The organism is Neobacillus sp. NRS-1170 (assembly GCF_050468025.1).
This window is the reverse complement of the sequence record NZ_JBITPF010000051.1, coordinates 1-26042: the sequence shown is the minus strand read 5'-3', so window position 1 is coordinate 26042 and position 26042 is coordinate 1. Positions and strand designations below refer to the sequence as shown.

Here is a 26042-nt window from a genome sequence, read left to right as displayed (position 1 = left end):
GCAGGCGCCAAAGCGCCGAGGAGGCTTCCCGGCACGCCCGCGGAAAGCGAAGCGCCTGGAGCGCAAATCAACAACCAAGTTTAACAGATTCTAAAACGAAAAAATCCAGGAGGTATTAGGTCATGAATTTTGAATTCACAGAAGAACAAGAGATGTTAAGAAAAATGGTAAGAAGTTTTGTCGATAAGGAAATTATCCCAAATATGAAGGAATGGGATGAACAAGGAAAATTTGATCCTGTCATATGGAAACGATTAAAAGATTTAGATTTGATGGGGGTTTGTATCCCTGAACAATATGGCGGCAGCGGTATGGATTATAATTCACTTGCAATTGTTTGTGAAGAGCTTGAAAGAGGCGACACTGCTTTTCGTACAGCGGTTTCCGTTCATATCGGTTTAAATAGCTTAACCCTATTGCAATGGGGAACAGAGGAACAAAAACAAAAATATCTCGTGCCGCAAGCCAGAGGTGAAAAAATCGGGGCCTTTGGTTTAACAGAACCTGGAGCTGGTTCAGACGTGGCATCCCTCGCGACCACGGCAAAAAGAGATGGTAATGATTACATTCTAAATGGGTCCAAAACATGGATCTCTTTATGTGACATTGCGGATCATTTCATCGTATTTGCTTATACGGATAAAGAGAAAAAACATCACGGCATTTCCGCTTTTATCGTGGAACGCACCATGCCTGGCTTTTCTTCCAAAGCCATCAAAGGGAAGCTTGGAATTCGATCTGGCAATACCGGTGAATTGTTCTTTGACCAGGTTAGGGTTCCTAAGGAAAATTTATTAGGTCAAGAGGGAGAAGGCTTCAAAATTGCCATGGCTGCATTAGATAATGGCCGCTTTACAGTTGCCGCAGGAGCCGTTGGCCAGATTATGGCTTGCATTGAGGAAAGTGTAAACTACTGTCATGAACGAAAAACCTTCGGGAAAGAAATTGGCAAACATCAGCTTGTTCAGCAAATGATTGCCAACATGGAGGCTGGATTTCAAATGAGCCGTCTATTGGTTTACCGGGCAGGCGAGCTTAAAAACAAAGGGAAGCGGAATACCAGGGAAACTTCCCTTGCCAAATGGCAGGCATGTGATTTTGCGAATAAGGCTGCTGACGATGCCGTTCAAATTCATGGAGCGTACGGATTTTCTAGTGAATACCCTGTTGAACGTTTCCTTAGAAACTCAAAAGCCCCTGTTATTTATGAAGGAACGAGGGAAATTCATACGATTATGCAGGCAGAATATGTTCTTGGTTACCGTGAAGACAAAGTATTAAACAAAGTGCTGCCAGCCTGGCCATTAGAAATAGAAACCGTCAAAAACGGTTAAGGAAATAACATAAAAAAACGCAATGCATTTCGCATACGAAATCGCATTGCGTTTTTTTATTAAATAAATCAAACAGTAATTACCACTTTACCTTGAGCATGACCTTCCTGAAAATATTTGAATGCTTCAGTTACTTCACTTAACTTATACCTTTTATCAATTATTGGTTTTACTTTGCCAGTCTCTAGTAATTCTTTTATATAATTTAGGTCTTTTGGGTTTGCTCTCTGTAACAGGTTACTAATTTTCTTGCTTCCAGTTTTTGAAATAAAAGGTCCAAGAAATAATGTTTGATACAATTGGGATTCGGAACCTCCTACGTGAACAAAATTCCCATTTGGTTTTAGTAAACGTTTATAAGCTGAAATGGAATTAGAACCATTCACACCAAGGATCAAATCGTAACACTCCTCATCCTGAGTGAAATCCTCTTTTGTATAATCAATGATATGGTCGACACCTATCGAACGCAATATCTCTAAATTCCTTGTACTACAAACCCCAGTTACTTCAGCCCCAAATGATTTGGCAATTTGTACCGCGAAAGTACCGACACCACCAGATGCCCCATAAATTAATACTTTCTGTCCCGATTGGATCTTACCTTTATCACGTAGTCCCTGTAAGGCCGTCACACTTGCCATAGGTGTAGCGGCAGCTTCCTCGAAGGAGATATTGGCTGGCTTTATGGCTAAAGCATTTTCGGGAACAGCTACATATTCAGCATAACCGCCCCAGCCACAACCAGAGAGGTCGCCAAAAACTTCATCACCTGCTTGAAATAACTTAACGTCCTTGCCAACAGCTTCAACTGTACCAGAGATGTCACCTCCTGGTATGGAGTATTTAGGTTTCGTTAGTCCGAAGGCAAAGCGGGCTAAAAAAGGTTTGCCTTTCAAAAGAACCAAGTTACCAAAGTTCAAGGATGCTGAATGAACTCTTACCAATACTTGATTATCGGCGGGTAAAGGTTTTTTTACCTCTTTTAATTCAAGTACATCGGGTGAACCATATTTATCACATACTATAGCTTTCAAAAAACTCCCTCCTTATTTTTATTTAAAGGTAACAAGAGGATTAAAACTGTTCATTGACTTAAGTTAATTTCTAGATAGTCTTTTGAGTTTTTTATGGTGGTTATTTGAAATTTGTTTGGTTGCAGCTAAGTGGAGGGGAATGTTGCGAAATGTGGATGTCATCTATTTTAAAATTTAGTTTTTTTCATTCGCTTTTTTATTCTACTTAATGACTCAGGAGTAATCCCAAGATAACTAGCCAATTGATGCTGTGGAACACGGTCAACTAACTGAGGACGGTTCCTTAAAATGGACTCGTAGCGTTCTTCCGGAGAAGAATAGACAAATTCTCCAAATTGTTCTTGTATTTCACCAAGGTTTATTTCCATCATTTTTCGTATCATTGTTTCAAGTTGTGGATATTTGTTAAACATCGTTTTTTCAGATTCAACGTCGCCAACCACTAATAGGCAGTCTTCGATACACATTAATGAATACTTTGATAAATCATCTTGTTTCTTTTCGTTGATAATTGGAATAGCTTGTTCTTCCGTAAAAAAATTTGTTGTGACCTCTTTACCTGATTCATCTATAAAAAACTGCCTAACACATCCCATTAATACGAAATAACATTTAATAGCAGATTTTTCTCCTTGTCTAAGAAGGTATTTTCCTTTTTTAATTTCAGCAATTCGTAAACTTTCAGAGATTGCCCGCTGTTCATCTTCACTGAGTGAAGTAAAATCAGACATGTATTTCAAGAGAATTTTCTTCATATTACCTTCCCTTCTTATTGAGTTAAGTTAAATGTTTCTTAATCATTTTAACATTATTATTCATATTTTCGCTTGTAAAAATTGAGGGGATGGAAGGAAAACAGTTCCTTCCATCCCCAGGGAAAATCGTCAACATCCCAAACTCATTTAAGTAAGAGATTCATATTGTTTAAAAAGGTCTTTTAATGCAGCAATCAGGGCATTATTTGCTTTTCCCAAATAGCCCTTTTTTAACTGATCAAGAGGGGATTCTATTCCATTGCGTAAGCTATGGCCTTTTAGGAGCCTGGAGACATAATCCCTGCCATGTTCGGTAGCCAGTGTACATGAAGCATCGACAATGACTCCATAATGTTTATCAATTTCGGCAGTAATGGTTAATGTTTCGAAAACATTTTTGGCAGCCATACCCGTAGGCAGCTTAGCATGACCGGCAATAAATATTGTATTCATTTCATCCTACTCCTAAGAACTATTTTTATTATTATGATTTTATGGCTAACACCTTACATATTTGCGTTTGAAGCCAAGCTTCCCTCTATCTAATTCTTTTTGAATATTTTCGGAAGCAAGAAGGATACTGCTCTTTTTCTTGTCCCGCTTGATTTCGACTGGGCCAACAGCCTTAGCAGTTTCAACCGCCTTTTCATGAAGAGGCAAATAGGAAATCGCGACGGTATAGATAAAATTATTCATAGCGGATTTAGTTCGATCAGGAGAATTATGAATCGTCTTTTCAACCTGATCGAGCATATCGGCAAGCTTGCTTGGGTTAAATTCACTGTCTTTACGATTACCCAAAAGCCAGCAGTAACAGCTCCATCCTGCAGACATTTTCAGTTCTTCACCGCTTGCAATCCATTTATCGGCCACATCCTGTGCAATATCGGTTTCTGCCAAAGTTACGGCAACGACATAATCGGACAGCATATAAAAATACGCCGCATCGATCCATCGGTCAAAATCCGCCTCCGTCATGGACTTCGGGTCCGCAATGACACCGGCAAAATACATGGCATCATAATTTCCGGTTGAATAAAGCTCTTCAGCCAAAGGCTGATTTTTCTTGATTTTCTTTGCGATCGGCTTCATGGCGCCTGTTGCCACGCCAAAAAGCGGTTCGTGTGCACCATTGCTTATGTATGTCTTTTTAATTCGTTCTTTACCGAGTGCTTCTAGTTCCTGCATAACCAATTCGAAATCCATCGTTTTGCACTTCCTTCCTTCATAATCATATCTTCATAATTTCTTGAAATTAATTCTGTATTCCTGCCAGTTTAAAAAAAGTTGCTCCATAAATAGCATTCAGAACGTATATTCGTAATATACCATTTATTGCACGTGGATGGAAGAACAAAGAGGGGGGCAGGTCAATAAACATACGGGGAATATTTAAAATGAAACAAGCATAGAGATATTTGGTAGTCTTCTATTTTAGAAAGTTTTTGAAAAAACAAGGAAGGTAAAAAGGAGTTTTGAGCATCTAGGCAGAATATATTTGGTAGCGCTTACAATTTAAACTCCAGTGTACCATTTTATTTTAAGGGAGTGATTTGAGGATGGCATTAAATCAACAAAAGGTTCAAGAATTGGATGCTGTTGTAGTTGGGGCTGGTTTTTCTGGATTGTACATGCTACATAAACTGCGGGAGGCTGGTTACTCGGTTCGCGTTTATGAAGCCGGGGAAGATGTAGGGGGCACCTGGTATTGGAACCGCTACCCTGGTGCGCGATGTGACGTCGAAAGTATCTACTATAATTATACTTTTTCAGAAGAGATTTTGAACGAATGGACATGGTCGTCTAGATATGCGGAGCAGCCGGAAATATTAAGCTACATCAATTTTGTGGCAGATAAACTGGAACTAAGGCGGGACATACAGTTCAAGACACGGATTACCGCTGCCCGTTACAATGACCAAAACCGTAACTGGGAAATTCGCATGGAAGACGGTACTCGAGTCACCGCTGAGTATTTTATCACCGCATTAGGCTGCCTTTCTTCTTCCAACATACCAAAGTTTAAGGGATTAGATTCCTTCAAAGGCGAGATGTACCATACAGGAAGATGGCCGCATGAAAAAGTGGACTTCAGCGGCAAGCGTGTAGGTGTGATTGGAACCGGCTCAAGCGGAATTCAAGCGATCCCGGCTATTGCCCAAGAAGCTGGCCAGCTCACCGTCTTTCAGCGGACACCACAGTACAGCTGTCCTGCGCAAAATCATCCGCTTGACTCAGAAACAATCGGCCAAACACGGAAAAACTATGGAGAATTGAAACAGCTCATGCGTTACTCCATGCATGGTGTACCTTCCGGACCACGGATGCGATCTGCGCTGGAGGATTCTCAAGAAGAACGAGAGCGTCTGTATGAAAAGGCCTGGCAGGAAGGTGGATTATTCTCCCTGACCTACAACTACAATGATATCGGGATACTGCCTGAAGCGAATGAAACCGCCGCATCCTTTATCCGCACCAAGATTAAGCAAATTGTTAAAGACCCCGAAGTAGCTCAAAAGCTAATGCCAACCTACTACTACGCTACCAAACGACCAATCATTGATACCGACTATTTTGAAACCTATAACCGTGAAAATGTCTCACTTGTTGATATAAAGGCTGCGCCTATTTTAGAAATTACCCAAAATGGAATCAAGACGGCAGAGGCAGAGTACGAACTGGATGTTCTGGTGTTTGCAACCGGCTTTGATGCCATGACTGGTCCATTGTTTAACATTGATATTCGCGGGAAGAATGATATTTCGCTAAAAGAGAAGTGGGCAGACGGTGCCGAGTTGAAGACGTACCTCGGAATCGCAACCTCCGGCTTCCCGAATATGTTTATGCTTACAGGCCCGCAGAGCCCATCGGTCCTAAGCAACATGATGGTTTCCATTGAGCAGCACGTTGATTGGGTTGCTGATTGTATCAATTATCTTCGTGAACACCATTTGGAAGCCTTCGAGGCAACAGGAGAGGCAGAGGAATTCTGGAGCCAGCAATGCCGGGCCATTGCCGACATGTCGCTGTTAACCAAAACGGATTCTTGGTACATGGGTGCCAATATTGAAGGCAAGCCGCGGGGGTTCCTAGCTTTTGCCGGCGGAGTCGGATTGTATCGTATCATTTGTGATGATGTAGCGGCTAGGGGCTATGAAGGGTTTACATCCGTTTTGTCTACCCTTGGGACGGATGAAAGCTTCGTGAAGGAAGGATTTTTTAGGTCGAATATCGATCCGCAAGCATGGTTTATTTTAAAACAATTAGAATCTGCCGGTGCGCCGCCATTGGAGTTGCTGACTCCTGACCAAGCAAGACTGGCTGCTGATTTCCGCCTCTTAGCAGGAGCTCCTGAAGAGGTCGCTAAGGTCGAAAATAGGACCATTCCGGTGCCAGGTGGGGAAATTCCTGTCCGAATCTATACACCTGCCGGAGAAGGGCCATTCCCAGCATTGGTTTACTATCATGGCGGTGGCTGGGTAATCGGTAACTTGGACACCGTTGAAGTTCCTTGCCGTATGTTAGCCAACAGGGCTGGCTGTGTCGTGGTATCTGTTGATTACCGATTAGCTCCGGAGCACAAATTCCCGACTGCTGCTGAAGATTCGTATGCCGCAGTTAAGTGGGTAGCGCAATATGCTGCATCCATCCAGGTAGATCCTGAACGAATAGCCGTTGGCGGTGACAGTGCAGGTGGAAACCTAGCTGCAGTCGTGTCCTTGATGGCCCGTGATCAGGGAGGACCATCTCTTGCGTATCAAATGCTAATCTATCCGGTGACTAATCACTCTTATGACACGAAATCGTACCAGGAGAATGCTGATGGTTACTTTTTAACCAAGAATACGATGGTATGGTTCTGGAATCATTATCTGCGTGATGAGCATGATGGTAAAAATCCGTATGCTTCGCCATTATTGGCTGAAGACTTAAGCGGACTTCCGCCAGCGCTCGTGATCACGGCCGGTTTTGATCCGTTGCGGGATGAAGGAGAAGCCTATGCCCAGCGTCTAAAAGCAGCAGGTGTTTCAGTTGAAGAAACGCGTTATGACGGAATGATCCACGGTTTCTTCTGGATGCCAGGGGTGTTGGTGCAGGGGAATGCGGCCATTAATCAGGCAGCAAATGCTCTTAAGCATGCTTTTAATACTGTTAAAACAATATAGATAATGGGTCGTTTCCTTTTGGAAACGGCTTTTTTGTTTCTGTTTTTCCAGTAAATAGATATATTTGAAAATTTGTATGATAATAGTGTTATTTTGGTAATAACTAGTTCATTGAGCCTGTATTCCTACTATTATATAAACATTTAAAACTAAATTTGGAATTATAATTTAATAAGAATCACCACAAAGAAAGGGAATGCATGAGAAAATTTGTTCAGTAATTTGGCCAAATAATGGAATAAACAAAAGGACAGTTATATATGGTTCCTTTATCACACAACCATACAGTTGCTTACATTTGACGAGCAACTGAAAAGTTACATATACTTGTCAGGTTACTGCAGGGTTGCTTATATTCAAGGAGGTAAGACATGGATTACATTCCACCGAAAGAAGCGGTGTTAAAGGTGAAACGGTGGCCTAAAGATACCATAGCGGCGGGGCGTCGTCATACCGTTGGGCTTAAATCTGACGGTACAGTGGCAGCTGTGGGTGATAATAAATATGGTCAATGTGATGTAAGCGGCTGGCGCGATATTGTGGCGGTCGAGGCTGGTAATGTTCATATGGCGACGAACACGGGAAATGCTCATACAATCGGTCTTAAATCGGACAGGACTGTGGAGGCTGTGGGTTGGAATAAGCATGACCAATGCGAGGTAAACGACTGGCGCGATATTGTAGCGGTTGCGGCGGGTTGGTGTCGTACTATTGGGCTTAAATCGGATGGCACGGTGGCAGCAGTGGGCCGAAATAATGAAGGTGAATGCAATGTAAGCGGCTGGCATGATATTGTGGCGGTCGCGGCGGGTGACTGGCATACCATCGGTCTTAAATTGGACGGCACGGTGACGGCTGTGGGTAATAATCGGTATCGCCAATGCAATGTAAGCGGCTGGTTCGATATTGTGGCAGTTGAGGCGGGTTATCTTCATACAATCGGTCTTAAATCAGACGGTACTGTGACGGCTGTGGGTTTGAATAAACATGACCAATGCGATGTAAGCGGCTGGCGCGGTATTGTGGCGATAGCGGTGGGTAGTAATCATACCATCGGACTTAAATCGGACGGTACTGTAGAGGCTGTGGGTTGGAATGAGTATGGCCAATGTAATGTAAGTGATTGGAGCGATATTGTGGCAATTGCGGCGGGTTGTGCCCATACTGTCGGTCTTAAATCGGACGGCACGGTGCTTGCTGTGGGTGATAATGAATTTGGCCAATGCGATGTAAGCAGCTGGCGCGGCATCCAACTGCCCGGCATTGTGTAAGATATTTTTAATGGACTGAAAGGTAATTCCGATCAGTCTCTTTTTATGATCAAATGGGTTTATCCTATTAATAAACTTTCAGCTACTTGATATTAATAAAGAAATTTTTTGAAAAATTAACAAATACCTATTATAATAAAACTAATCATTTTTTATGACCAAGTCCTAATATTTAGTAATAATTTTTAGATAACTGGAGATAAAGCATGCCAATCGTGACGAAACAAAGGAAACCAAGTATTTCATCCTATTATAAGACACTGAGAATCAAGGACTGTAAAAGCAAGCGCAGCTATTGGAAGCACGTTAGGGGAGTAGATTCAGTCTTGGCCGAGGAACTTGAACCGTTACTTTGCCGTGAGAAGCAGGGGAACTTTTATGAGGTAAAGAATGCTTCACTGCCTTTCAGTTTGGCAGTGGAATCATGGACAATGTCCTATCATAAGTCTATCCTGACTTGGATTAACCAGCAAAAACAACTGAAGCCTAAGCGAATTTTGGAAATCGGTTGTGATAATGGGTTATTGGCATGCTGGTACGCTACTCGTTTTCCGGATGCGGAGATTATTGGAATTGATCAGTCGGAGAATGGAATCCAGTGTGCCACCGAGTTGGCTAAGCAGCTCGGACTTGGAAATGTGAGCTTTCATCAAATCGAATTTTTGGATTTAAGGGAACGTTTTTTGATGAATTCTATTGATCTCATTATTTCTGTGCGAACCTTTCATGAGATTATGGGGCCTATATTCTTCCCAAAGTATTGGTCCCTGCCAGATTACTTGAAGGAAAATCCAACGTATAGAAACTGGAGATATTTACAAATAGTCGATGATTTGTTAACTGCGGATGGCACCTATCTCTCTTTTGAGCGATTGGAAAATCCCGCAGATCTTGGGAAGTGGGCAAATTCACTGAACCAAGCAAATCTCCATGTCCAATGGGATAAATGCGACATTATCGATTATAATGAGTTTGGAACGGATAAGTGTTCTCCGATAGTTGTGGTGTCAAAAAGGGAGACAGGATTAGCAACCCTAGAAGGTATGGAGTGCTTTTATACGAAAGATCATTCAATAGTATTAGAGGCCGGGAAATCTTACAGCGGGGCAAAAGCTGAGATTGCCTACCATCGGTTGGGGAAAAAAACATTTAAATCAGGCTATTATCTGGATGTGCCCAACCACTGGCATGTGTTTCGATTTGAAATTTGGGAGACTAAGAGTTTTCTGCTTGTCTATAGTTATGGGAACATGGGGCATCGTCATTTGGATATTCTTCCTGCCGGGGCATACGAAGATGCCCAATCGCTGATAGAGGAAGTAATGGGGCAGTTTAGTCAATTGGGACCAATGGTTCAGTATGATAATTTAGAAGACAATAAATATATTATGTTAACTGATTAACCGCATTTAAGATTTAAAGTCATGTACTCGGTATGATCCAATCATTTGGAGGAAATACCGGGTATTTTTATTGAACGTAAAAAGATAAAACCTTTTCCAACAACAATTTTTAAGTTAAATTTATTATTAATAGGAAATACGGTTTGAATTGGAAGGTGATCGTGTATGAAAGAAACAAAAAAGCTGCAAGAAAAAGATTTGTATAAACCAATTCAGACATTTTTTGTAAATGAAGGTTATGAGGTTTACGGTGAAGTAAAAAATTGTGATATGGTTGCCGTTAAAGGTGAGGAGTTAGTTGTTATTGAATTAAAGCTTACGCTAAGTGTTGATTTACTTATTCAGGCTGCCAAACGTCAGCGTCTGACCGAAAAAGTTTACATCGCCATTCCAAAACCAAAGCATCGATTAAATTCTAAACGCTGGGCAGATAAATGCCATTTAATTAGAAGAATGGAGTTGGGATTAATTGTGGTTTCGAGCCCAGGGAAACGGGCAAAAGCAGAAGTCATCTTTCACCCAGCCACGTTTGACCGGCGTAAAAGTATGGGGCAAAGCAAGTTAAAGAGAGAATCTGTTTTAAAGGAAATCAATGGGCGTAGTGCTGATTTCAATGTTGGCGGAAGCAATCGGACCAAAATCATGACAGCCTATAAAGAAAAATGTATCCAAATTGCATGTTACCTTCAGGAATTTGGTCCCTTATCGCCAAAACGCTTGATTGATATGGGCACTGGGGACAAAACTTCTTCCATTCTAATTCAAAACTATTATGGCTGGTTCGAACGAATCAAGAGAGGGACCTATGTAATTAGTGATAAGGGCATAGAGGAAATAAAAGAGTATCCTGATCTTATGAATTATTACTTGAATGATAGTTTCAGTGAAGAAAAGCTAAGATGAATTCACTTTAAATCAAAGATTTGGGGTATGGGGGTTTCTTCAATAAAGGATATAGAGGACTCGGAGCTGACAAAACAGCACATCCGGTCCACTATAAGGGCTATAGCGGACTCGAACCTAATAAAATAGCGTTGCCGAGTCTTTAATAAGGCCTTTAGCAGACTCGAGCATGACAAAATAGTACAGCCGGGTCCCCTATAAAGGCTATAGCAGACTCGAACCAGATAAAATAGCGCTACCGAGTCCTTTATAAGCACAATAGTGGACTCGGAGCTGACAAAAAAGCACAGCTGAGTCCTCTAAATAAAACACGTTCTCAGATCCCCTCAAACAATCATTTTCCCTCTAGCAATGCACCAGTCAAGCAAGCTTAGAGTGTGGCTTGCACTATCATAATTGTTGATTCGTTACGACATATTTTTTTACTGTATTAGGTCTTTTTGATTAAAAATAGTGAAAAATGTGAATTTTTGGAGGAAAAAGCAGGATTTTCTGTTTTAATAAAGGAATATATAACATATTCAAATAATCATAATAAATCATTCAACAGAGAAGTAATTTGACCAATTATGACAAGAACTTCGAAATAAAAAGATACGGTGTAGTGCAATATTTTTCATCAATTCTATCAAAGTTCGAAAGAAGGTATTCGAATGATTGAAAATTTCTTTGCTGACTATAAAAAGTTTATTGTTGTACCGGAAGATGAAAAGCGAGCAGTGAATAAAGTATTTGACCCCAAAAATTATGCAGCATATTATATTTTAACTCTGTCTATTTTTGATTCTCGTTTATCGACCTGGAGAGATGCAAGTAAATTTGATATAGATATTGAAAATAGTATCAAAACAGTCTTGAAGGATTTCAATCAAAATCAGCATGAGAACTATCATCTTCAATTACTGGAATTAGATAAGTTTAAAAACTATTTTATTCTAGCTCTATCTTCTAAAACTAAATTTAATCCGGGGGAAGAAAAGGACCGAATCTCTTTTATTATTGATAGATTGCTTACGAATTCTTTCTATGTAGGCCAAAACTGGTTCAATCTAATTGGTGAGAAAGGAAGAGTTGAACGTAAACTTTTTTGCTGCTCTTTTAAGGAATATTCAGTGGAAGACAAAAGGGATGAAGGATATGAAAACATTAGTGAACTGGTCCCTAAACACGGAGAGATTAAGCTGATAAAAAACTCACCAAAAAGAGAAATTCTTTAAAATACAAAATCCTGGAAGCCTAGGTCTTTTTACGTACACCAGAAAAAATAGCCTTCAGTAATGGAGGCTTTTATTTGTTTTTATCTAAAATCTATTCTAATATGTGGCAATACTATAATATATCTATGCCGATTGATAATAAGCATTTAAAATCAGGAATATATCTAACTTCATTGGTAAACATTTAAGGTTATCAGGATAGATTCTTTCATATATAAAGAGATGAGGAAATATGATGATTGTAATTGAAAATGATTGGTTAAAGGTTGATATAGCAAGGAATGGAGCAGAAGTACGTGAAGTGAAACATAAGAAAAATGGACTGGACTATATGTGGACAGGGGATAGCGCCTACTGGGGACGCGTTTCACCGGTCTTATTTCCGATTGTTGGCAGGTTAAAGGAAGATCAATATCATTTGAATGGCCAAACCTACAAGATGTCACAACATGGCTTTTTGCGTGACGTTGAATTTAATGTCGGTGAGAAGACCGCAACAAGCGTGTCATTTTTGTTTGAATCTGCTGGACGCTTCACTGATATCTATCCTTACGAATTTAAAGTGATTATTCGTTATATGCTCAAAGAGGACTCCCTTATTGTTCAATGGGAAATCATCAATGTAAACCAGGAAGAGATGTATTTTTCCATAGGCGCCCATCCTGCTTTTAGGATTCCGCTTGTAGAAAATGAAACATTAGAGGACTATATTCTGCAATTTACACCTGCTGCAAATAAGAATGTGATGGAATATGAGCTTGAGAATTCCATCATTCATGAGAAAGGAACGGCTAATGAAATTTCAACGTTGCAGCTTACACCATCTTTATTTGCACATGATGCTTTAGTTTACAGCAATATCGATCAAGTTACATTCGTATCGAATAAATCGAGTCATGGTGTAGAGGTCATGTTCAAGGATTTTCCGTTCGTTGGGATTTGGTCGAAGTTTAATGAAACTGATGGTACAATGGCCCCGTTTGTTTGTATTGAGCCTTGGTACGGCATTGCTGATACCAATAATACATCCGGGAACTTGAAGGAGAAGGTTGGAATAAATAAGCTTTACCCAGGAAAAACCTTCAAGGCTGAATATAAAATGAAGTTTACATAAAAGAAATAAGCGCTTAAACAAAATATTCAAAAAATATTGACAACTATTTGAAAGGGGGGTAAATTATATATAAACAATGTAAATGGTATAAGATTATAAAGTTATAATATTATAAAAAAGGTGACTAAATCATGAAAATTGATAAAAATAATCACGCACCTCTTTATCGGCAGGTGGAACAGGTGCTCGAAGAGAAAATCATGTCAAAGCAATGGGAAGTAGGCTATCAGCTGCCGACAGAGCATGAATTGTCTGAGCTTTTTGATGTAAGTACGATTACAGTAAAACGAGCTGTAATTGAACTAGTGAATAAAGGATATCTTTATAGACAGAGAGGCAAAGGGACTTTTGTTGCTGGCTCTACAAATGAACAAGACATCAATGCCATATTTTCATTAACAACTGATGAAGAGGAACATCCTCATGAATTAATCAGTTTTTCCATTGAAGATTCAGATAACGAAGTAGCCGAAAAATTGGGTTTGAATCCAAGAACAAAAATCTTTAAGATCAAGCGTGTAAAGATCGATAAACATGAACCAGTAACACTTGAATATACCTATCTTCCATATGAAATTTGTCCCGGTCTCACAGCTGATGATATTAATAATGAACTTATTTACAATATTCTAAGAAAAAAATTTCATGTTTCCTTAGGCAGGGCCAAATTAATTGTGAAACCATACATTGCCGAAGGAGAAAAAGCAGAAAGATTGCAAATTGAATCCGGTACACCCGTTTTTAAATGGGAGCGGTTAACCTACTCGAAACAAGGAGAGATCATAGAATACTCGCAATTTTATGACCGCCAGGATAAAACTACTTACTACACAGAGATCAATTTTTAACATAGACAGATGAAAAATTTTTTAGCAATAAAGTTATAATATTATATCTTTTAAGATTATAATATTATATTTTTTTAATAATTAAATTCTGAATATTGGCAATATTATATTGATATACATTTGATGCCCTACATCTGAAAAGGGGGAGTGAAAAAGTTGTAAATACCCTTCAAGCTCACAAAAGTAAAAAAAAATGAAATGAAATGAGGAGGAATTAGGATGAAGAGAAAAACGTTGCTTTTTGGGTTCATTTGTTTATTGCTAGTTGTTGTATCTGCATGTAGTAGTGAGACAGGCAGCACCTCCAAAGAAACTGCGGGAAAAGTCGACAAAACCTTGGTGTTGGCGGCTTATGGGGGAAGCTATGAGAAAAAAATGAAGGAAACCGTTATACCTAAATTTGAAAAGGAATTTGGTATCAAGGTCCAATATATTACCGGAAGCTCTGTCGATACCGTATCCAAGCTTCAAGCACAAAAGGCTAAGCCTCAAATTGATGTAGCCTTCATTGACGACGGTCCACAAGCCCAGGCAAAATCCTTCGGCCTGCTTGCACCATTAGATGAAAAACTGGTTACTAACTTAGCCAATGTTTATGATATTGCCAAGGATAAGGACAATGTCGGTGTCGGTTTTGGGATTATTACCACAGGACTTGCTTATAATAAAAAGGTTTTTGAGGATAACAAGTGGGATCCTGTCACATCCTGGAATGATTTAGCAGGCCCTAAGTACAAAGGAAAACTTGTCTTACCATCTATCGCTAATACTTACGGAGTCCATATGCTTCTTATGGCTGCCAAGGCAAATGGCGGTAGTGAAAAAAATATTGAACCTGGATTTGAAAAACTAAAAGAAATTGCAAAAAATGCCGTGACATTTGATAAAACAGCAGATGTATCCAATTACTTTTTGCAGGGACAGACGGTTGCGAGCGCGTGGGGCAGCAGCAGGGTATTCACGTTAAAACAGTCTGGATTCCCTATTGAGTTTGTGATTCCGAAAGAGGGTGCACCTGCATTGATGTCTACCGTTAGTGTCGTTAAAAATGCTCCGCATCAAGAGCTTGCACAAAAATTTGTCAATTATGTGTTAAGTGAAGAAGTACAAACAGAATTTGCTAATTCCTTGTTTGATGGTCCTGTAAATAAGAACGTGAAATTAAGTGGCGATATTTTAGACAAAATTATTTATGGACAAGATGAAATTTCGAAGCTCGTGAAGGTAGATTGGGCATATGTGAATCAAAAACGATCCGAGTGGACTGAAAGAGCGAACAAAGAAATTGAAGTGGCCCACTAATGAAGGGGTGATATGATGAGTTATTTATGCCTTGAAAATGTAATCAAAACGTTTAATAAAACAGAGGTCGTCAAAAAGATGAACCTGGAAATCAAGAAGGGAGAGCTTGTTTCCTTTCTTGGCCCTTCAGGATGCGGCAAGACCACGACGCTAAATATGATTGCAGGCTTTTTGGATGTTGATGGCGGAAGTATTGTGGTGGACGGGAAACCCGTTCACCTGCTACCTCCCAACAAAAGAGAAATGGGCATGGTTTTTCAAAACTATGCTCTTTTTCCCCACATGACCGTGTTCGATAATGTAGCCTATGGACTTAAACTTCGCAAAGTCCATAAAAGTGAAATCAATCAACGTGTGTTGGAAGCGCTAGAAATGGTCCGATTATCCGGGTATGAAAAACGGTATCCAAAGGAGCTTTCCGGCGGACAGCAGCAGCGTGTCTCTTTGGCTAGAGCTTTAGTCATCAAACCAAAAGTGCTGCTCCTTGATGAACCATTAAGCAACCTGGATGCCAAGCTGCGCCAGGAAATGCGTGAAGAAATCGTGGAAATTCAAAAAAAGGTGGGCATTACCACCATATTTGTTACCCATGACCAGGAAGAAGCACTGGCTATTTCAGACCGGATCGCGGTTATGTATGAGGGGAGAATTGAGCAGGTTGACACCCCAGTGGCCATTTATAACCACCCGCAAACCGATTTTGTCTCGAGGTTTATTGGAGAAGTGAATCAGATTCAAGGTCATGTGGTAGAAACGTACAGCGGGAACCAATGCAAGGTCTCCTTTCATGGATATCACCAGGTCCTATCATGTCCTGGTACGAGAGATGCTTTGATTGACTTTTATCTGAGACCTGAAAAAATCCAAATCTATCAAAATCATAGCGATGGACTTCGTGTTCGGGTGGAAAGAAAAATGTTTTTAGGTGCAAAAACGCGATATATTTTACAACTAAAAGATCAACAGCTAATTGCGGATATTTCCAATACTGTTCTAAACCCCGATCAAATACTAGAAGGGCAGGACGTATTGGCCGTATGGAATCCAGAGGAATTATTAGCGACTAAAAAGTGAGGGGACTTCGAATGCAGGCTGAACTGGAAATGAATCAGGAACAAGAGATTCAATACAAGCAAATGAAAAAGAAAAAGTCGAAGAAAAGGCTTGATTCGTGGTTATTATTACTTCCAGCGCTCAGTATTTTTATTTTTTTCTTTCTGCTGCCATTGGTTTTTCTTTTTATCACAAGCTTTAAGACCTTTGATGCAGCCAGTGGAATTGGTCATGATTGGACCCTTCAAAACTATGCGAAGTTTATTACGGATCAGTTTTATCTCGGCGTTTTATGGAGAACCGTAAAAATTGCCTTAATCACCACATTGGCTGCCGTTATCATTTCCTATCCAGTAGCTTATCAGATTACTAAAGTTAGAGGAAGAATGAAAAATTATTTAACTCTCCTCGTCTTATCTCCATTGTTAATTAGCATGGTTATCCGTTGTTATGGCTGGGTCATTTTGTTATCCAATAATGGGGTCGTGAATAACGCTCTGATGAAGTTGGGCTTGATTGATAAGCCGCTAACCTTACTGTATACAGAGTTCAGTGTTGTAATTGGAATGGTCCACGTTTTATTTCCATACATGGTGTTAAGTATTATGGGATCACTTGAAAGAATTGATCCTAGCATCATCAGAGCTTCGCAAAATCTTGGCGCGGGACCTATTCGAACTTTCTTTTCCGTTGTTTTGCCGCTGACTCTGCCAGGTATCTTTGCTGGTTCGGTCATGGTGTTCAGTTTAGCGGTGAGCTCCTTTGTTACTCCGGCCATTCTTGGAGGGCCTCAGGTGAAGGTGATGTCGTTCCTTACATATGAACAGGTTTCGACCATTTTGAATTGGCCTTTTGGATCAGCTATCGGCTTCCTGCTAATCTTTATTGCTACGATTACCATTATTATTTATAGCAAGTTACTTACCAGATCTGAAAAAGGAGTGGCCATTCAATGAGGAAGGTATTACCAAAAGCCGGCTTGAATTTCTTTTGTATCCTTGTCTACATTTTTCTGGCTGCCCCAATTGTAGTGGTTCTATTATCATCCTTAACCACAACGGAGTACATCGTCTTTCCTCCCAAAGGGATCACGCTCCGGTGGTACGCAGAGCTAATCAACCATCCAGAGTTTATGCAGTCCTTTACCCTAAGTATTACGGTCGCTTTGGGAACTTCAATTATTTCGACAATCATCGGAACAATGGCTTCGATCGCTGTTGTTAGGTATGAGTTTAGAGGAAAAACAGCCATAACCCAATTAATCGGGTCACCCTTATTGATTCCATCTGTAGTATTTGGGGTAGCTTTACTGCAGTTTTATTCCTGGATCGGTTTGGCAGCAAGTCCCATTGCGTTAGTGATCGGGCATTTTATCTTAACCATTCCATTTGTCATGAGATTGGTTGTGGCCAGCTTAGTAGGTTTCGATTGCTCGATAGAACTGGCTGCAAAGAATTTAGGTGCTGGAAGCCTTAAAGTATTCTTTCAAATAACCCTCCCTGTCATAAAATCAGGCGTGATTGCAGGGGCTATTTTTGCCTTTATTACCTCTTTTGACGACTTAACTGTCGCTTTGTTTATTGTCAGCACCGATGTCGTCACCCTGCCGGTTCGAATTTATACCTATATGCAATACCAATATGATCCTATTATTACATCGGTATCCAGCATCATGATTTTACTAACCGTTATCTTAATGGTGGTCATTGAAAGAATCCTTGGTGTTGGAAAAGTGTTTTCGTCGAAAAATTAAGAAGAAGGTGTTTGTAATGCATATTCAACAGCATCCTGTATTAGGCGGGCAGCTTCATAAACCAATAACAATCTATTTTAATGATCAGCCCTACAACGCTTATGAACAGCAAACCGTTGCGGCTGCCTTAATGGCTAATGATATTAAAAGGCTGGGGTTAAGCAGAAATTTGGTTCAGCCAAGAGGACTTTTTTGCACAAGGGGGAGATGCTGCAGCTGCTATATGACGGTAAATGGGGAAGATCATGTCCGAACCTGCATGGTTAAAGTGGAAGAAGGAATGAAAATCTATCCGAATGATGAAGATCCGGACGTAAGGAGGGAGTTCTGTGGAGACTGATATTCTAATAATTGGCGCCGGTCCGGCTGGTCTTGCGGCTGCCTTTGAAACGGCTTCGAAAGGATTAGATGTAACGATTGTAGATGAATCCTTAACAATGGGCGGACAATTAAACCAGCAAACGCAAGTTATTCCTTTCTTACCTTCCTCGTTTCAGTCGATGCGCGGGTTTGAATTGGCAGCTCATTTAACCAACAAGTTAAAAGAATATGATATTCGTTATTTGCTAAGCCATAGAGTCATTGGCTTTTACAAGGATGGCAGTGTTGGCATTACAGATGAGCGGGACGTATTTTCAGTTGAAGCGAAGAAAATCATTGTGGCTACTGGAGCGGCAGAAAATGCAGTCGCTTTTCCAAAATGGACGCTTCCTGGGGTGATGACCATCGGAGCGGCTCAAACTTTAATCAATCGGGATTTTGTTCAACCGGGCAAGGAGGCAGTAATCGTTGGGTCCAGTGATTTTGCCATGGATGCTGCACTGCAGCTTTCTGAAGTGGGAGTTCACGTCAAGGGCTTTATTGAAAAGAATGCCGGTATACTTGCCAGGGATTTAGAAAAAATAGAGCAGGTAAAAAAAATAGGCATTCCCATCTATTTAGAATCTGTTATCAAGGAAGCTAGGGGAATGGGTGCCGTAGAAGAAATTGATATCCAGAAAGGGACACGTGTTTTTACCGAAAAAGTGGATTTAGTTTGTGTTGATGGGGGAAGATCTCCAATCCTTGATATTTTTTACCAGCTGGGCTGTTCCTTTGGATATCAAAAAGAACTCGGAGGCTGGGTTCCGCAATACAATCTCCAATTTCAAACCGACCGTGAGGATATTTTTTTAGCAGGGAATGCCGCTGGAATCAGTACACAGGGAGTCCTATTAGTATCGGGCATGCTGGCAGGCATTAACGCTTGTGAAGCCTTAGGGGCTATAACTAAGACCCATGCAGATGAAGAAAAGGTCTTCCTTTGGAAAGAGTTGGAGATTCTTGAAACGAAGTACAACCCAATGATCTGGGAAGCAAGAAACCGACATATGGAAAACTTCGCGTATCCGGTGATAAAGGAACAATTTCTCTCTTAACTCAAATAGATGAAGAGACAGAAGGTGAATGAATTGGATAAAAGTACGATAATTTGTCGATGCGAAGAAATTAGCTGCGAAGAAATTGAGGATGTCCTGACCAATGGGGCAAAAACATTTGATGATATTAAACGGTTAACAAGATGTGGCATGGGGCCATGCCAGTCAAAAATATGCCATTCTCTCGTCGCCGCCATGATCCACGAAAAAACAAACACCCCTATTTTCCAGATACCGCTGCCGCGAATGCGGATGCCGCTTAGTCCTATTAAACTTGAGACATTGGCGACCAATAGCACTTCGTTTTCATCTGTAAAATCAGTTTTGGATGAGGTGGAATTAGAGGATGGGAAGGTGAGATAATTGGATACAAGTTACGAATCGATCATTATCGGCGGCGGGGTGGTTGGCAGCAGTATTGCCTATCACCTCTCAGAACAAACCAAAGAAGGAATCCTTGTTCTGGATCAAAAATTTCCATTGTCAGGCACCTCCGGATCCACCCAAGCCTGGGTATGGGTTCACAACAAAACCCCTTCCTGGTATGCTGAATTTAGCATGTATAGTGCAGAGCTTTACTCTTATCTGTCCAAAAAAATCGGCGATGTCGAGTTCAAACGAACAGGGGGTCTTTCACCGTTTTTCAATGAAGCAGACCGTGAAAAGGCTGTGCGGCTGGCTGAGGTTTACGAGCAGATTGGGATAAAGATTAAGGTTTTATCCCGTGAAGAGGCACTTGAAAAAGAGCCATTTCTCAACCCGGATGTTGTCGGTGCGACATATAGCGCCATCGACGGAAACGTGAATCCTTTTCGGTTAGTTGATCGTTATATGAGAGCGGCAAAGAAAAACGGCGTTCATTACTCTACCTATAATAAAGTAACCGAAATTCAAAGGCTGCCTGAAAAATTCATTGTGGTGTCAGAAAAGGGAACGTTCGCTTGTAAAAACCTTATTCTTGCTGGCGGAACATGGTCAAGGGAATTAGGGAAGCTGGTGGATGTCAATATTCCGATCAACCAATTAAGAGGGCAAATTCTTGTGACGGAGCCCTTGAAGCCTTTTTTAAATTATACGATTAGCGGATTAAGACAGGCTTTTAACGGAGAGGTGTTAATTGGTTATTCAATGGAACAAGAAGGGTTTAATAGGGCTACCACACTTGATGTAATTCAAGAAACAGCCAATATGGCAGTCCATTATGTCCCTTCATTGAAAAAAGCGAAGGTGGTTCGAGCTTTTTCAGGGATCCGAGCCATGCCGGAAGATGGCTTTCCTATTCTGGGGAAAATTCCAGGTGTTGAAAATCTTTTTGTTGCCGCTACCCATAGTGGCGTGACCCTTTCTCCACTCATTGGAACGCTAATGACGGAGTTGATTTTGGACGGAGAAACCTCGATTCCGATAGACCGATATTCAATCAGCAGATTTGCATAACGTAATTTTTACAAGCATAGGAGGAAAACAAAATGCCCCATTTATTTATTAGAGGAGTAACAGTTGAGCAGGTTAAGACGATTAGCAGACCGTTAGTAGAAGAATTGGCTGATCTTTGTGACTGTGGAACGGACAATTTTACGTTAGAAGTGGTGAACTCTACCTTTGTCTTTAATAATGACGAGGTACCTGGATATCCGTTTATTGAAGTGAAATGGTTTGAAAGAGGCCAGGAAGTACGAGACCAATTTGCTAAAATTGTCACGAAGCAAGTTCACTCGCTCGATATCCCGGAAGTAGAAGTTGCCTTTAGTACCTTTAAAGAGTCGGATTATTATTTTAATGGGAAGAGTTTTAATTGAAACTAAATGTCTGACTCATTGAAGGGAGCCGTTTATTTATGGACCGAACCATGTTGCTGCATGTTCGGTTTTTCATTTAGTTCCTATTTTTGAATCAGTTATTATATTTATGGAACGATAATATTTGTAACGAAGAACAAAAAAGGGGCAACTAGAATTGGACTTTGAAAATACACAAAAAGTCACATTTAAGCTGGAGAATGACAATGGGAAGTTAGAAGTAAAAGGTGAAATTATGGGGGAAAGCCAAATCCCATTTTTTGATGATTTAAAGTTTAAAGGGGTAATTGCTTTACTCAATTCCATTGATAAACAAAACTTTATCGAATCAGGGAATCATCAACTATTTGATCATTTTATCACGGAAATGGAAGAGACCCTCGATGAAATGAAAAAATATGACCAATTTCAAGGAAAAATTATTTAATGGAATAAAAGGGACTACTACATAAGTGCTTCAAAAGGGAGCCCATTGCAGGTTCCCTTTTGAAGCATTAGTGCATCAAATTCATCGCCGCTTGGTTGACTCATATGTGAATTTGGCTGATTTACTCTTCTTCAAACCATCTATTGGGACAAGACGTTTCTCATCGTGGGTTCCTCTTTGAGTGACCAACGCCATGCCAGTTGTATCTTGAATGCTTTCGATCCATACTGGAATGCCATGATATTTAACGGAAATCTCTTCATCTGCTGCAAAAATCTCTTTCACTCTATTTAGGTTCATTATTTTCACCTCAAAGTTATTTTTCCAAATTAGTTTCAACAATATAAGTAAAATCATATTCCGTATAAGGAACGGTATTTTACGCAAAATATGATAAATTTGTGTTAGATGGGGGATTCAAATGTTAAATGAGAATAATAAACCCGAAAATTCTTCGGACCCAAGCGGTATGGAGCAGCCACTACTTTCAACTGGTTCTACTGAAGCAGGTTTTAATTGGAATTCTGACGACAAGGAACTGGCTCAAAAACCGAGGATTGGTAATACCGTAGTTGGAGAAGAAGGGCAGTAGTGTTGACCTTAAAGTTAATAAAACTATTTACGTATTTAAAAAAAGATATTGAAAGGACAACAAATTATCCATGAAAAATCAACGAATTCCAGAGCATAAATTAAATACAACAAACACGGTGGGACAGGCAATTGAAAATATAACAAGCAATGATTTAACTGCATCAAATTCAACAGAAAAAATTTATAAACAAAATACTAATAAAGCTAAATAAAGCTAAATAAAAATGTATGTTCTAGAATATATTTTAGATTCTCTCTTGAACTTGCCTTTAAAACGTGATGTTAATCACAATAAAGAACTGTAGTTTGCACTATAATGATATTAGAAACTACACTTTATAGGAAAAAGAGGGAATGGTTCATGGCTGTAATATTAGAACAGACAAAAGTGAATGAGTTGGTAGACCGCTTTTACGATAAGTTACTTAAGGATTCCTATTATGTAAATATGTTTAAAGAAAGAAACGTGGATATTGAATTGCTGAAAAATCGGCAAAGAGTATTTATAAACCGCTTAGTTTCTGATGAGTCTGCACAGGAACAAAGTAAGCAGGAATCACAGGTAAGAGAAAGACATCCGTTCCAAATAGATCCAGAAAGAGCCGAGATTTGGTTTGGAAAAATGAAAGAGACAATGGATGAAACTAACCTAGATAGTGATGTAAAAGAGCATCTAATTGAAAAGGTAGACATTTTGTTAAAAAAGATAATAAAATAAGCTTTTAAAAAAGATAAAATTATTGGATGGAATACTGTTATAAATGAAAAAATAATCCACCCGCGAGTTAATGACTCAGGTGGATTACTTTATTTTTCTACTTATTAATAATTTTTACGTATATTTAATGCTTCTAAAACGATCAAATGCTCATGAAATGGCTGTAAGCCAGGTTCTGTCCTTCCGTACTGCATGCGGCAGCAAGCCTCGTACTGGAAGTGTAGTCATCTATCTATCGGCCACTGGCCGATTCATCCGTTAGGTTCATTTCCCGCAGGATGATGCCCCTACCTAAATTTGGGTTGCTCGCTCGTGGGGTTTACCCGTTCCACCTTTTCCGTTTCCAGAAAAGCATCGTCACTGTGGCACTTTCAGGTTATTCTCAGCATATCCCGAAGGACTTAGCATGATTTCACCGCCGTCAGCCGAAACTTGATCGACTGCCCACCCTTGCAGATGGCACGAACACTACAGGCATCTCAGCACTGTGCGAGCCTGGACTTTCCTCAGCTCCGTATAGGAACCGCGACTACTCACCATTTCATGTTGTTTCATTTGTTCAGAAGCGACAATGATTACTATAACAGGATTAACAGGATAAATCTTTAGTAATTTAAATCCAGCGTTTCCAATCATGTGATTTGGAAGTGAAAAAAATGGAGGAAAATACGCTTACCAGTTACATAACAAGATAACAAGGTTAGCTAAACTCTATACGTAACAGAGTTAGCTTTTTTCTTTGGTTCTAACAATTTGTTACAGCGCCTTATAGATAATAGAAGTTATTTACCGTACAACTTCGAATATTTGTAACAGAAATTTAAATTGGATAAACCAGGACTTTTGAACTACCAAAATTTACAGCTATCTTCCAATTTGGATAGATGGTATATTTCTTACATAAGCTCCTAACGGAACTTCGCATGATCTTAAATACAGAGAAGTACTCAAGAGGCTGAAGAGGCGCCCCTGCTAAGGGTGTAGGTCGGGTAACCGGCGCGAGGGTTCAAATCCCTTCTTCTCTGCCATTATCATGGCGGCTGTGGCGAAGTGGTTAACGCATCGGATTGTGGTTCCGACATTCGTGGGTTCGATTCCCATCAGCCGCCCCATATCATGCGGGTGTAGTTTAGTGGTAAAACCTCAGCCTTCCAAGCTGATGTTGTGAGTTCGATTCTCATCACCCGCTCCATTTAAATAAACGTTAGTTAATTATTCCGCAGTACCTCAGTGGTAGAGACGAGCGATGCATCATGAAATGGCTGCGAGTTGTACACGGCGAGCCGCTTCTTGCGTTACTTACTGAGGCGGGGACATGCTTCTAACAAGATAAGGATTAGGGATTAATATAATTATTCCGCAGTAGCTCAGTGGTAGAGCTATCGGCTGTTAACCGATCGGTCGTAGGTTCGAGTCCTACCTGCGGAGTCATAGTCCAACAAGGACACTAGGAACTTGGTCAGGGCAGGAATGCAGCAGCCATAACTAGTGAAATTGTGTGGACTATTACATAGACAGAAAGAGAAAAGCGCTAAACTCTATCTTTATTTGAGTTAGCGCTTTTCTTTTGTATAAGAAATTTCCATGTCACGCCTTTACCTATGCCCCTTTTTTGAATCAAGAATAAACATAGATGCATCTTGTCCCATGAATATTTTATTACCTGTATAAAAAGTTTTGAATTGAATATCTCTATACCCTATTTTAGTCATAATTTCAGTTAGCTCTTCTGGATTAAATCCGTTATGAACAAGATCTGAAACTATTTTTTCATTTTTATTAAAATCTACGACCAGTAGATGTCCTCCTTCATTAAGAACATCATATAATCTTGATAAAACTAATTCAACATCATGAATATGGAGTAGAACCTGAGCCATAAAAATATAGTCGGCATGTAAATCCGATAGACATTCCTTTTCAATATCAAAGCATAATGAATCTACATTCTGAATATTAAAATCAGTTATTTTTTGCTTTATTTGATTAATCATGTTTTGTGACGTATCCAGAAAAAGCATAGTATTAAACTCGATTAACAAGTTCATTCCGACAAGTCCAGTTCCACACCCAAAATCAATTGCATTCTTACTTTTAGCGTCAACTAAATAATTACGGATGGCATCTGATGATATCTTTGCAATTTGGATTCTTTCAGGAGTGTCATATTTATTAGCTATCATTTCAAACTTATCAGTATTTCCCAATATTATCTCCCCAATCAGGATTAATTAACAAACCTAAACACCCATTATTTAAGATACGATTTAGCATATCACAATTCAACTTTATCAAGAATTTGGTCAAGTATCAAAAATCAACATTTACCCTTAACATAATCTTTCTTTAAAAAGGTAAACTATTATACACTTGGATCTTTAAGCGGTATATTAGGGAAAAGTGACAAGTATGAAGCCGAGTATAAAAACATGATACCAATGAAATTTTCAATGAGGTGATCCTATGTCAACTATAAATAAGGAAGAAGATACTTTTTCTATAATTAATAACGGAAGTAAAGAAACTTTAGAAATTAGCTCGACGGGATATGGATTAGAATCAGTAACCGAAGAACCTAAAGAGGGTAAAAATAACCCTCCACAAAAAAGTATTAATACAACTTGTGGAGGGTTATGAATAAGTTTAAATAAAAGGCCAAAATTGGCTTTTTATTTTGCTAATAGGAATAATTTCAAGTTGAAAATAAAATAAAAACAAGATATATTGTCACATCAACGAATGACAAAAACATCCGATTCATAACCAATAGTTTGTTTCTCATGATGTGGAATTAGAAAAATGTCTTACTTGTAAGATAACCATATAATTGATATTCGTGTGGGGCTGACTGATACTAATCGTTCGAGGACTTAACCAAGTCATATGAACATATGAAGGTGAACTCGTTTTTACAAACTTCTTCTGCATTA

The 26042-nt window shown here is 39.7% G+C and carries 28 protein-coding genes, 4 tRNA genes and 2 other RNA genes; 27 read left to right on the top strand and 7 right to left on the bottom strand.

The genetic code is table 11. The annotated features are described in order from the left end of the window. The first annotated feature begins 122 nt into the window (after window positions 1–122). Complete coding sequence (locus tag ACIFOT_RS22100; protein ID WP_430067880.1) at window positions 123–1334, top strand: acyl-CoA dehydrogenase family protein; 1212 nt, start codon at window positions 123–125, stop codon at window positions 1332–1334. 68 nt (window positions 1335–1402) lie between these two features. Here the strand turns inward: ACIFOT_RS22100 and ACIFOT_RS22095 are convergent, their stop codons facing one another. The 4 genes from ACIFOT_RS22095 to ACIFOT_RS22080 all read right to left on the bottom strand — a co-directional run bounded on the left by ACIFOT_RS22095 (window position 1403) and on the right by ACIFOT_RS22080 (window position 4332). Next, window positions 1403–2371: an NAD(P)-dependent alcohol dehydrogenase gene (locus ACIFOT_RS22095; RefSeq protein ID WP_430067876.1), complete on the bottom strand. Its 969-nt coding sequence runs from the start codon at window positions 2369–2371 to the stop codon at window positions 1403–1405. Window positions 2372–2538: 167 nt separating this feature from the next. Beyond that, complete coding sequence (locus tag ACIFOT_RS22090) at window positions 2539–3126, bottom strand: Crp/Fnr family transcriptional regulator (RefSeq protein ID WP_430067873.1); 588 nt, start codon at window positions 3124–3126, stop codon at window positions 2539–2541. Between the two features lie 147 nt (window positions 3127–3273). Continuing rightward, window positions 3274–3579, bottom strand: a complete 306-nt coding sequence (locus tag ACIFOT_RS22085) for a DUF3870 domain-containing protein (RefSeq protein ID WP_430067870.1) — start codon at window positions 3577–3579, stop codon at window positions 3274–3276. 45 nt (window positions 3580–3624) lie between these two features. Continuing rightward, window positions 3625–4332 carry a DNA alkylation repair protein gene (locus tag ACIFOT_RS22080; RefSeq protein WP_430067867.1) on the bottom strand — a complete coding sequence of 236 codons (708 nt, stop codon included), beginning with the start codon at window positions 4330–4332 and terminating at the stop codon, window positions 3625–3627. 353 nt (window positions 4333–4685) lie between these two features. Here ACIFOT_RS22080 and ACIFOT_RS22075 point away from each other — a divergent pair, with 353 nt between their 5' ends. The 17 genes from ACIFOT_RS22075 to ACIFOT_RS21995 all read left to right on the top strand — a co-directional run bounded on the left by ACIFOT_RS22075 (window position 4686) and on the right by ACIFOT_RS21995 (window position 21800). Further along, entirely contained in the window at window positions 4686–7292 is a 2607-nt protein-coding gene (locus ACIFOT_RS22075; RefSeq protein ID WP_430067864.1) for a flavin-containing monooxygenase, read from the top strand. 371 nt (window positions 7293–7663) lie between these two features. Then, entirely contained in the window at window positions 7664–8563 is a 900-nt protein-coding gene (locus ACIFOT_RS22070; protein ID WP_430067861.1) for an RCC1 domain-containing protein, read from the top strand. A gap of 206 nt (window positions 8564–8769) precedes the next feature. Further along, on the top strand, window positions 8770–9966 hold the full coding sequence (locus ACIFOT_RS22065; protein ID WP_430067858.1) for a methyltransferase domain-containing protein: 1197 nt from the start codon (window positions 8770–8772) through the stop codon (window positions 9964–9966). Between the two features lie 165 nt (window positions 9967–10131). Beyond that, the gene (locus ACIFOT_RS22060) at window positions 10132–10869 is read left to right on the top strand and encodes a DUF2161 domain-containing phosphodiesterase (RefSeq protein ID WP_430067856.1); all 738 of its coding nucleotides are present in this window, start codon (window positions 10132–10134) and stop codon (window positions 10867–10869) included. Window positions 10870–11522: 653 nt separating this feature from the next. Further along, a complete protein-coding gene (locus ACIFOT_RS22055; protein WP_430067853.1) occupies window positions 11523–12086 on the top strand; it encodes a hypothetical protein in 564 nt (187 codons plus the stop codon). Between the two features lie 232 nt (window positions 12087–12318). Then, window positions 12319–13200 carry an aldose 1-epimerase family protein gene (locus ACIFOT_RS22050; protein ID WP_430067850.1) on the top strand — a complete coding sequence of 294 codons (882 nt, stop codon included), beginning with the start codon at window positions 12319–12321 and terminating at the stop codon, window positions 13198–13200. 131 nt (window positions 13201–13331) lie between these two features. Continuing rightward, a complete protein-coding gene (locus ACIFOT_RS22045) occupies window positions 13332–14048 on the top strand; it encodes a GntR family transcriptional regulator (RefSeq protein ID WP_430067847.1) in 717 nt (238 codons plus the stop codon). A 219-nt stretch (window positions 14049–14267) separates the two neighbouring features. Then, window positions 14268–15350 (top strand): ABC transporter substrate-binding protein, encoded by a 1083-nt coding sequence (locus ACIFOT_RS22040; RefSeq protein ID WP_430067844.1) that lies wholly within the window; start codon window positions 14268–14270, stop codon window positions 15348–15350. A gap of 15 nt (window positions 15351–15365) precedes the next feature. Beyond that, window positions 15366–16424 (top strand): ABC transporter ATP-binding protein, encoded by a 1059-nt coding sequence (locus ACIFOT_RS22035; protein ID WP_430067955.1) that lies wholly within the window; start codon window positions 15366–15368, stop codon window positions 16422–16424. A gap of 11 nt (window positions 16425–16435) precedes the next feature. Beyond that, on the top strand, window positions 16436–17359 hold the full coding sequence (locus ACIFOT_RS22030) for an ABC transporter permease (RefSeq protein WP_430067841.1): 924 nt from the start codon (window positions 16436–16438) through the stop codon (window positions 17357–17359). Then, window positions 17356–18156: an ABC transporter permease gene (locus tag ACIFOT_RS22025; protein WP_430067838.1), complete on the top strand. Its 801-nt coding sequence runs from the start codon at window positions 17356–17358 to the stop codon at window positions 18154–18156. The genes ACIFOT_RS22030 and ACIFOT_RS22025 overlap by 4 nt, the downstream gene beginning before the upstream one ends. A gap of 16 nt (window positions 18157–18172) precedes the next feature. Further along, complete coding sequence (locus ACIFOT_RS22020) at window positions 18173–18496, top strand: (2Fe-2S)-binding protein (RefSeq protein WP_430067835.1); 324 nt, start codon at window positions 18173–18175, stop codon at window positions 18494–18496. Beyond that, window positions 18486–19574 (top strand): NAD(P)/FAD-dependent oxidoreductase, encoded by a 1089-nt coding sequence (locus ACIFOT_RS22015; protein ID WP_430067832.1) that lies wholly within the window; start codon window positions 18486–18488, stop codon window positions 19572–19574. The genes ACIFOT_RS22020 and ACIFOT_RS22015 overlap by 11 nt, the downstream gene beginning before the upstream one ends. Before the next feature lie 24 nt (window positions 19575–19598). Next, entirely contained in the window at window positions 19599–19937 is a 339-nt protein-coding gene (locus ACIFOT_RS22010) for a (2Fe-2S)-binding protein (protein WP_430067829.1), read from the top strand. Next, window positions 19938–21011 (top strand): NAD(P)/FAD-dependent oxidoreductase, encoded by a 1074-nt coding sequence (locus ACIFOT_RS22005; RefSeq protein WP_430067826.1) that lies wholly within the window; start codon window positions 19938–19940, stop codon window positions 21009–21011. Between the two features lie 32 nt (window positions 21012–21043). Then, on the top strand, window positions 21044–21373 hold the full coding sequence (locus ACIFOT_RS22000) for a DUF1904 family protein (RefSeq protein ID WP_430067824.1): 330 nt from the start codon (window positions 21044–21046) through the stop codon (window positions 21371–21373). Window positions 21374–21530: 157 nt separating this feature from the next. Then, on the top strand, window positions 21531–21800 hold the full coding sequence (locus tag ACIFOT_RS21995) for a hypothetical protein (protein WP_430067821.1): 270 nt from the start codon (window positions 21531–21533) through the stop codon (window positions 21798–21800). An 81-nt stretch (window positions 21801–21881) separates the two neighbouring features. On the opposite strand, the gene ACIFOT_RS21990 is transcribed toward ACIFOT_RS21995, so the two are convergent. Then, complete coding sequence (locus ACIFOT_RS21990; protein ID WP_430067819.1) at window positions 21882–22100, bottom strand: small, acid-soluble spore protein, H family; 219 nt, start codon at window positions 22098–22100, stop codon at window positions 21882–21884. Window positions 22101–22221: 121 nt separating this feature from the next. On the opposite strand from ACIFOT_RS21990, the gene ACIFOT_RS21985 reads away from it, so the two are divergent. From ACIFOT_RS21985 to ACIFOT_RS21975, 3 genes are all read left to right on the top strand, one after another. Beyond that, entirely contained in the window at window positions 22222–22392 is a 171-nt protein-coding gene (locus ACIFOT_RS21985) for a hypothetical protein (RefSeq protein ID WP_430067817.1), read from the top strand. A gap of 70 nt (window positions 22393–22462) precedes the next feature. Continuing rightward, window positions 22463–22606, top strand: a complete 144-nt coding sequence (locus ACIFOT_RS21980; RefSeq protein WP_430067814.1) for a hypothetical protein — start codon at window positions 22463–22465, stop codon at window positions 22604–22606. A 149-nt stretch (window positions 22607–22755) separates the two neighbouring features. After that, entirely contained in the window at window positions 22756–23112 is a 357-nt protein-coding gene (locus tag ACIFOT_RS21975; protein WP_430067811.1) for a protoglobin domain-containing protein, read from the top strand. A 159-nt stretch (window positions 23113–23271) separates the two neighbouring features. On the opposite strand, the gene rnpB is transcribed toward ACIFOT_RS21975, so the two are convergent. After that, an RNA gene (rnpB, locus tag ACIFOT_RS21970) (RNase P RNA component class B) lies at window positions 23272–23653 on the bottom strand. 396 nt (window positions 23654–24049) lie between these two features. Between rnpB and ACIFOT_RS21965 the strand changes: the two genes are divergently transcribed. The 5 genes from ACIFOT_RS21965 (at window position 24050) to ffs (ending at window position 24625) form a co-directional block, all read left to right on the top strand. Continuing rightward, window positions 24050–24140, top strand: a tRNA-Ser gene (locus ACIFOT_RS21965). A gap of 8 nt (window positions 24141–24148) precedes the next feature. Further along, window positions 24149–24224, top strand: a tRNA-His gene (locus ACIFOT_RS21960). A gap of 6 nt (window positions 24225–24230) precedes the next feature. Further along, window positions 24231–24304 (top strand) — tRNA-Gly (locus ACIFOT_RS21955). A 164-nt stretch (window positions 24305–24468) separates the two neighbouring features. Beyond that, window positions 24469–24540, top strand: a tRNA-Asn gene (locus ACIFOT_RS21950). After that, window positions 24540–24625: signal recognition particle sRNA small type (gene ffs, locus ACIFOT_RS21945), an RNA gene on the top strand. Before ACIFOT_RS21950 ends, ffs begins: the two co-directional genes overlap by 1 nt. Before the next feature lie 82 nt (window positions 24626–24707). On the opposite strand, the gene ACIFOT_RS21940 is transcribed toward ffs, so the two are convergent. Then, window positions 24708–25319 carry a class I SAM-dependent methyltransferase gene (locus tag ACIFOT_RS21940; RefSeq protein ID WP_430067809.1) on the bottom strand — a complete coding sequence of 204 codons (612 nt, stop codon included), beginning with the start codon at window positions 25317–25319 and terminating at the stop codon, window positions 24708–24710. A 256-nt stretch (window positions 25320–25575) separates the two neighbouring features. Between ACIFOT_RS21940 and ACIFOT_RS21935 the strand changes: the two genes are divergently transcribed. Then, window positions 25576–25749, top strand: coding sequence for a hypothetical protein (locus ACIFOT_RS21935; RefSeq protein ID WP_430067806.1), 174 nt, complete (start codon window positions 25576–25578; stop codon window positions 25747–25749). Window positions 25750–26042 lie beyond the last annotated feature (293 nt).

Coding starts and splice junctions, on each gene's coding strand:
- ACIFOT_RS22100 (WP_430067880.1), top strand. CDS start 123: ATGAATTTTGAATTCACAGAAGAACAAGAGATGTTAAGAAAAATGGTA.
- ACIFOT_RS22090 (WP_430067873.1), bottom strand. CDS start 3,126: ATGAAGAAAATTCTCTTGAAATACATGTCTGATTTTACTTCACTCAGT.
- ACIFOT_RS22085 (WP_430067870.1), bottom strand. CDS start 3,579: ATGAATACAATATTTATTGCCGGTCATGCTAAGCTGCCTACGGGTATG.
- ACIFOT_RS22080 (WP_430067867.1), bottom strand. CDS start 4,332: ATGGATTTCGAATTGGTTATGCAGGAACTAGAAGCACTCGGTAAAGAA.
- ACIFOT_RS22075 (WP_430067864.1), top strand. CDS start 4,686: ATGGCATTAAATCAACAAAAGGTTCAAGAATTGGATGCTGTTGTAGTT.
- ACIFOT_RS22070 (WP_430067861.1), top strand. CDS start 7,664: ATGGATTACATTCCACCGAAAGAAGCGGTGTTAAAGGTGAAACGGTGG.
- ACIFOT_RS22065 (WP_430067858.1), top strand. CDS start 8,770: ATGCCAATCGTGACGAAACAAAGGAAACCAAGTATTTCATCCTATTAT.
- ACIFOT_RS22060 (WP_430067856.1), top strand. CDS start 10,132: ATGAAAGAAACAAAAAAGCTGCAAGAAAAAGATTTGTATAAACCAATT.
- ACIFOT_RS22055 (WP_430067853.1), top strand. CDS start 11,523: ATGATTGAAAATTTCTTTGCTGACTATAAAAAGTTTATTGTTGTACCG.
- ACIFOT_RS22050 (WP_430067850.1), top strand. CDS start 12,319: ATGATGATTGTAATTGAAAATGATTGGTTAAAGGTTGATATAGCAAGG.
- ACIFOT_RS22045 (WP_430067847.1), top strand. CDS start 13,332: ATGAAAATTGATAAAAATAATCACGCACCTCTTTATCGGCAGGTGGAA.
- ACIFOT_RS22040 (WP_430067844.1), top strand. CDS start 14,268: ATGAAGAGAAAAACGTTGCTTTTTGGGTTCATTTGTTTATTGCTAGTT.
- ACIFOT_RS22035 (WP_430067955.1), top strand. CDS start 15,366: ATGAGTTATTTATGCCTTGAAAATGTAATCAAAACGTTTAATAAAACA.
- ACIFOT_RS22030 (WP_430067841.1), top strand. CDS start 16,436: ATGCAGGCTGAACTGGAAATGAATCAGGAACAAGAGATTCAATACAAG.
- ACIFOT_RS22025 (WP_430067838.1), top strand. CDS start 17,356: ATGAGGAAGGTATTACCAAAAGCCGGCTTGAATTTCTTTTGTATCCTT.
- ACIFOT_RS22020 (WP_430067835.1), top strand. CDS start 18,173: ATGCATATTCAACAGCATCCTGTATTAGGCGGGCAGCTTCATAAACCA.
- ACIFOT_RS22000 (WP_430067824.1), top strand. CDS start 21,044: ATGCCCCATTTATTTATTAGAGGAGTAACAGTTGAGCAGGTTAAGACG.
- ACIFOT_RS21990 (WP_430067819.1), bottom strand. CDS start 22,100: ATGAACCTAAATAGAGTGAAAGAGATTTTTGCAGCAGATGAAGAGATT.
- ACIFOT_RS21985 (WP_430067817.1), top strand. CDS start 22,222: ATGTTAAATGAGAATAATAAACCCGAAAATTCTTCGGACCCAAGCGGT.
- ACIFOT_RS21980 (WP_430067814.1), top strand. CDS start 22,463: ATGAAAAATCAACGAATTCCAGAGCATAAATTAAATACAACAAACACG.
- ACIFOT_RS21975 (WP_430067811.1), top strand. CDS start 22,756: ATGGCTGTAATATTAGAACAGACAAAAGTGAATGAGTTGGTAGACCGC.
- ACIFOT_RS21935 (WP_430067806.1), top strand. CDS start 25,576: ATGTCAACTATAAATAAGGAAGAAGATACTTTTTCTATAATTAATAAC.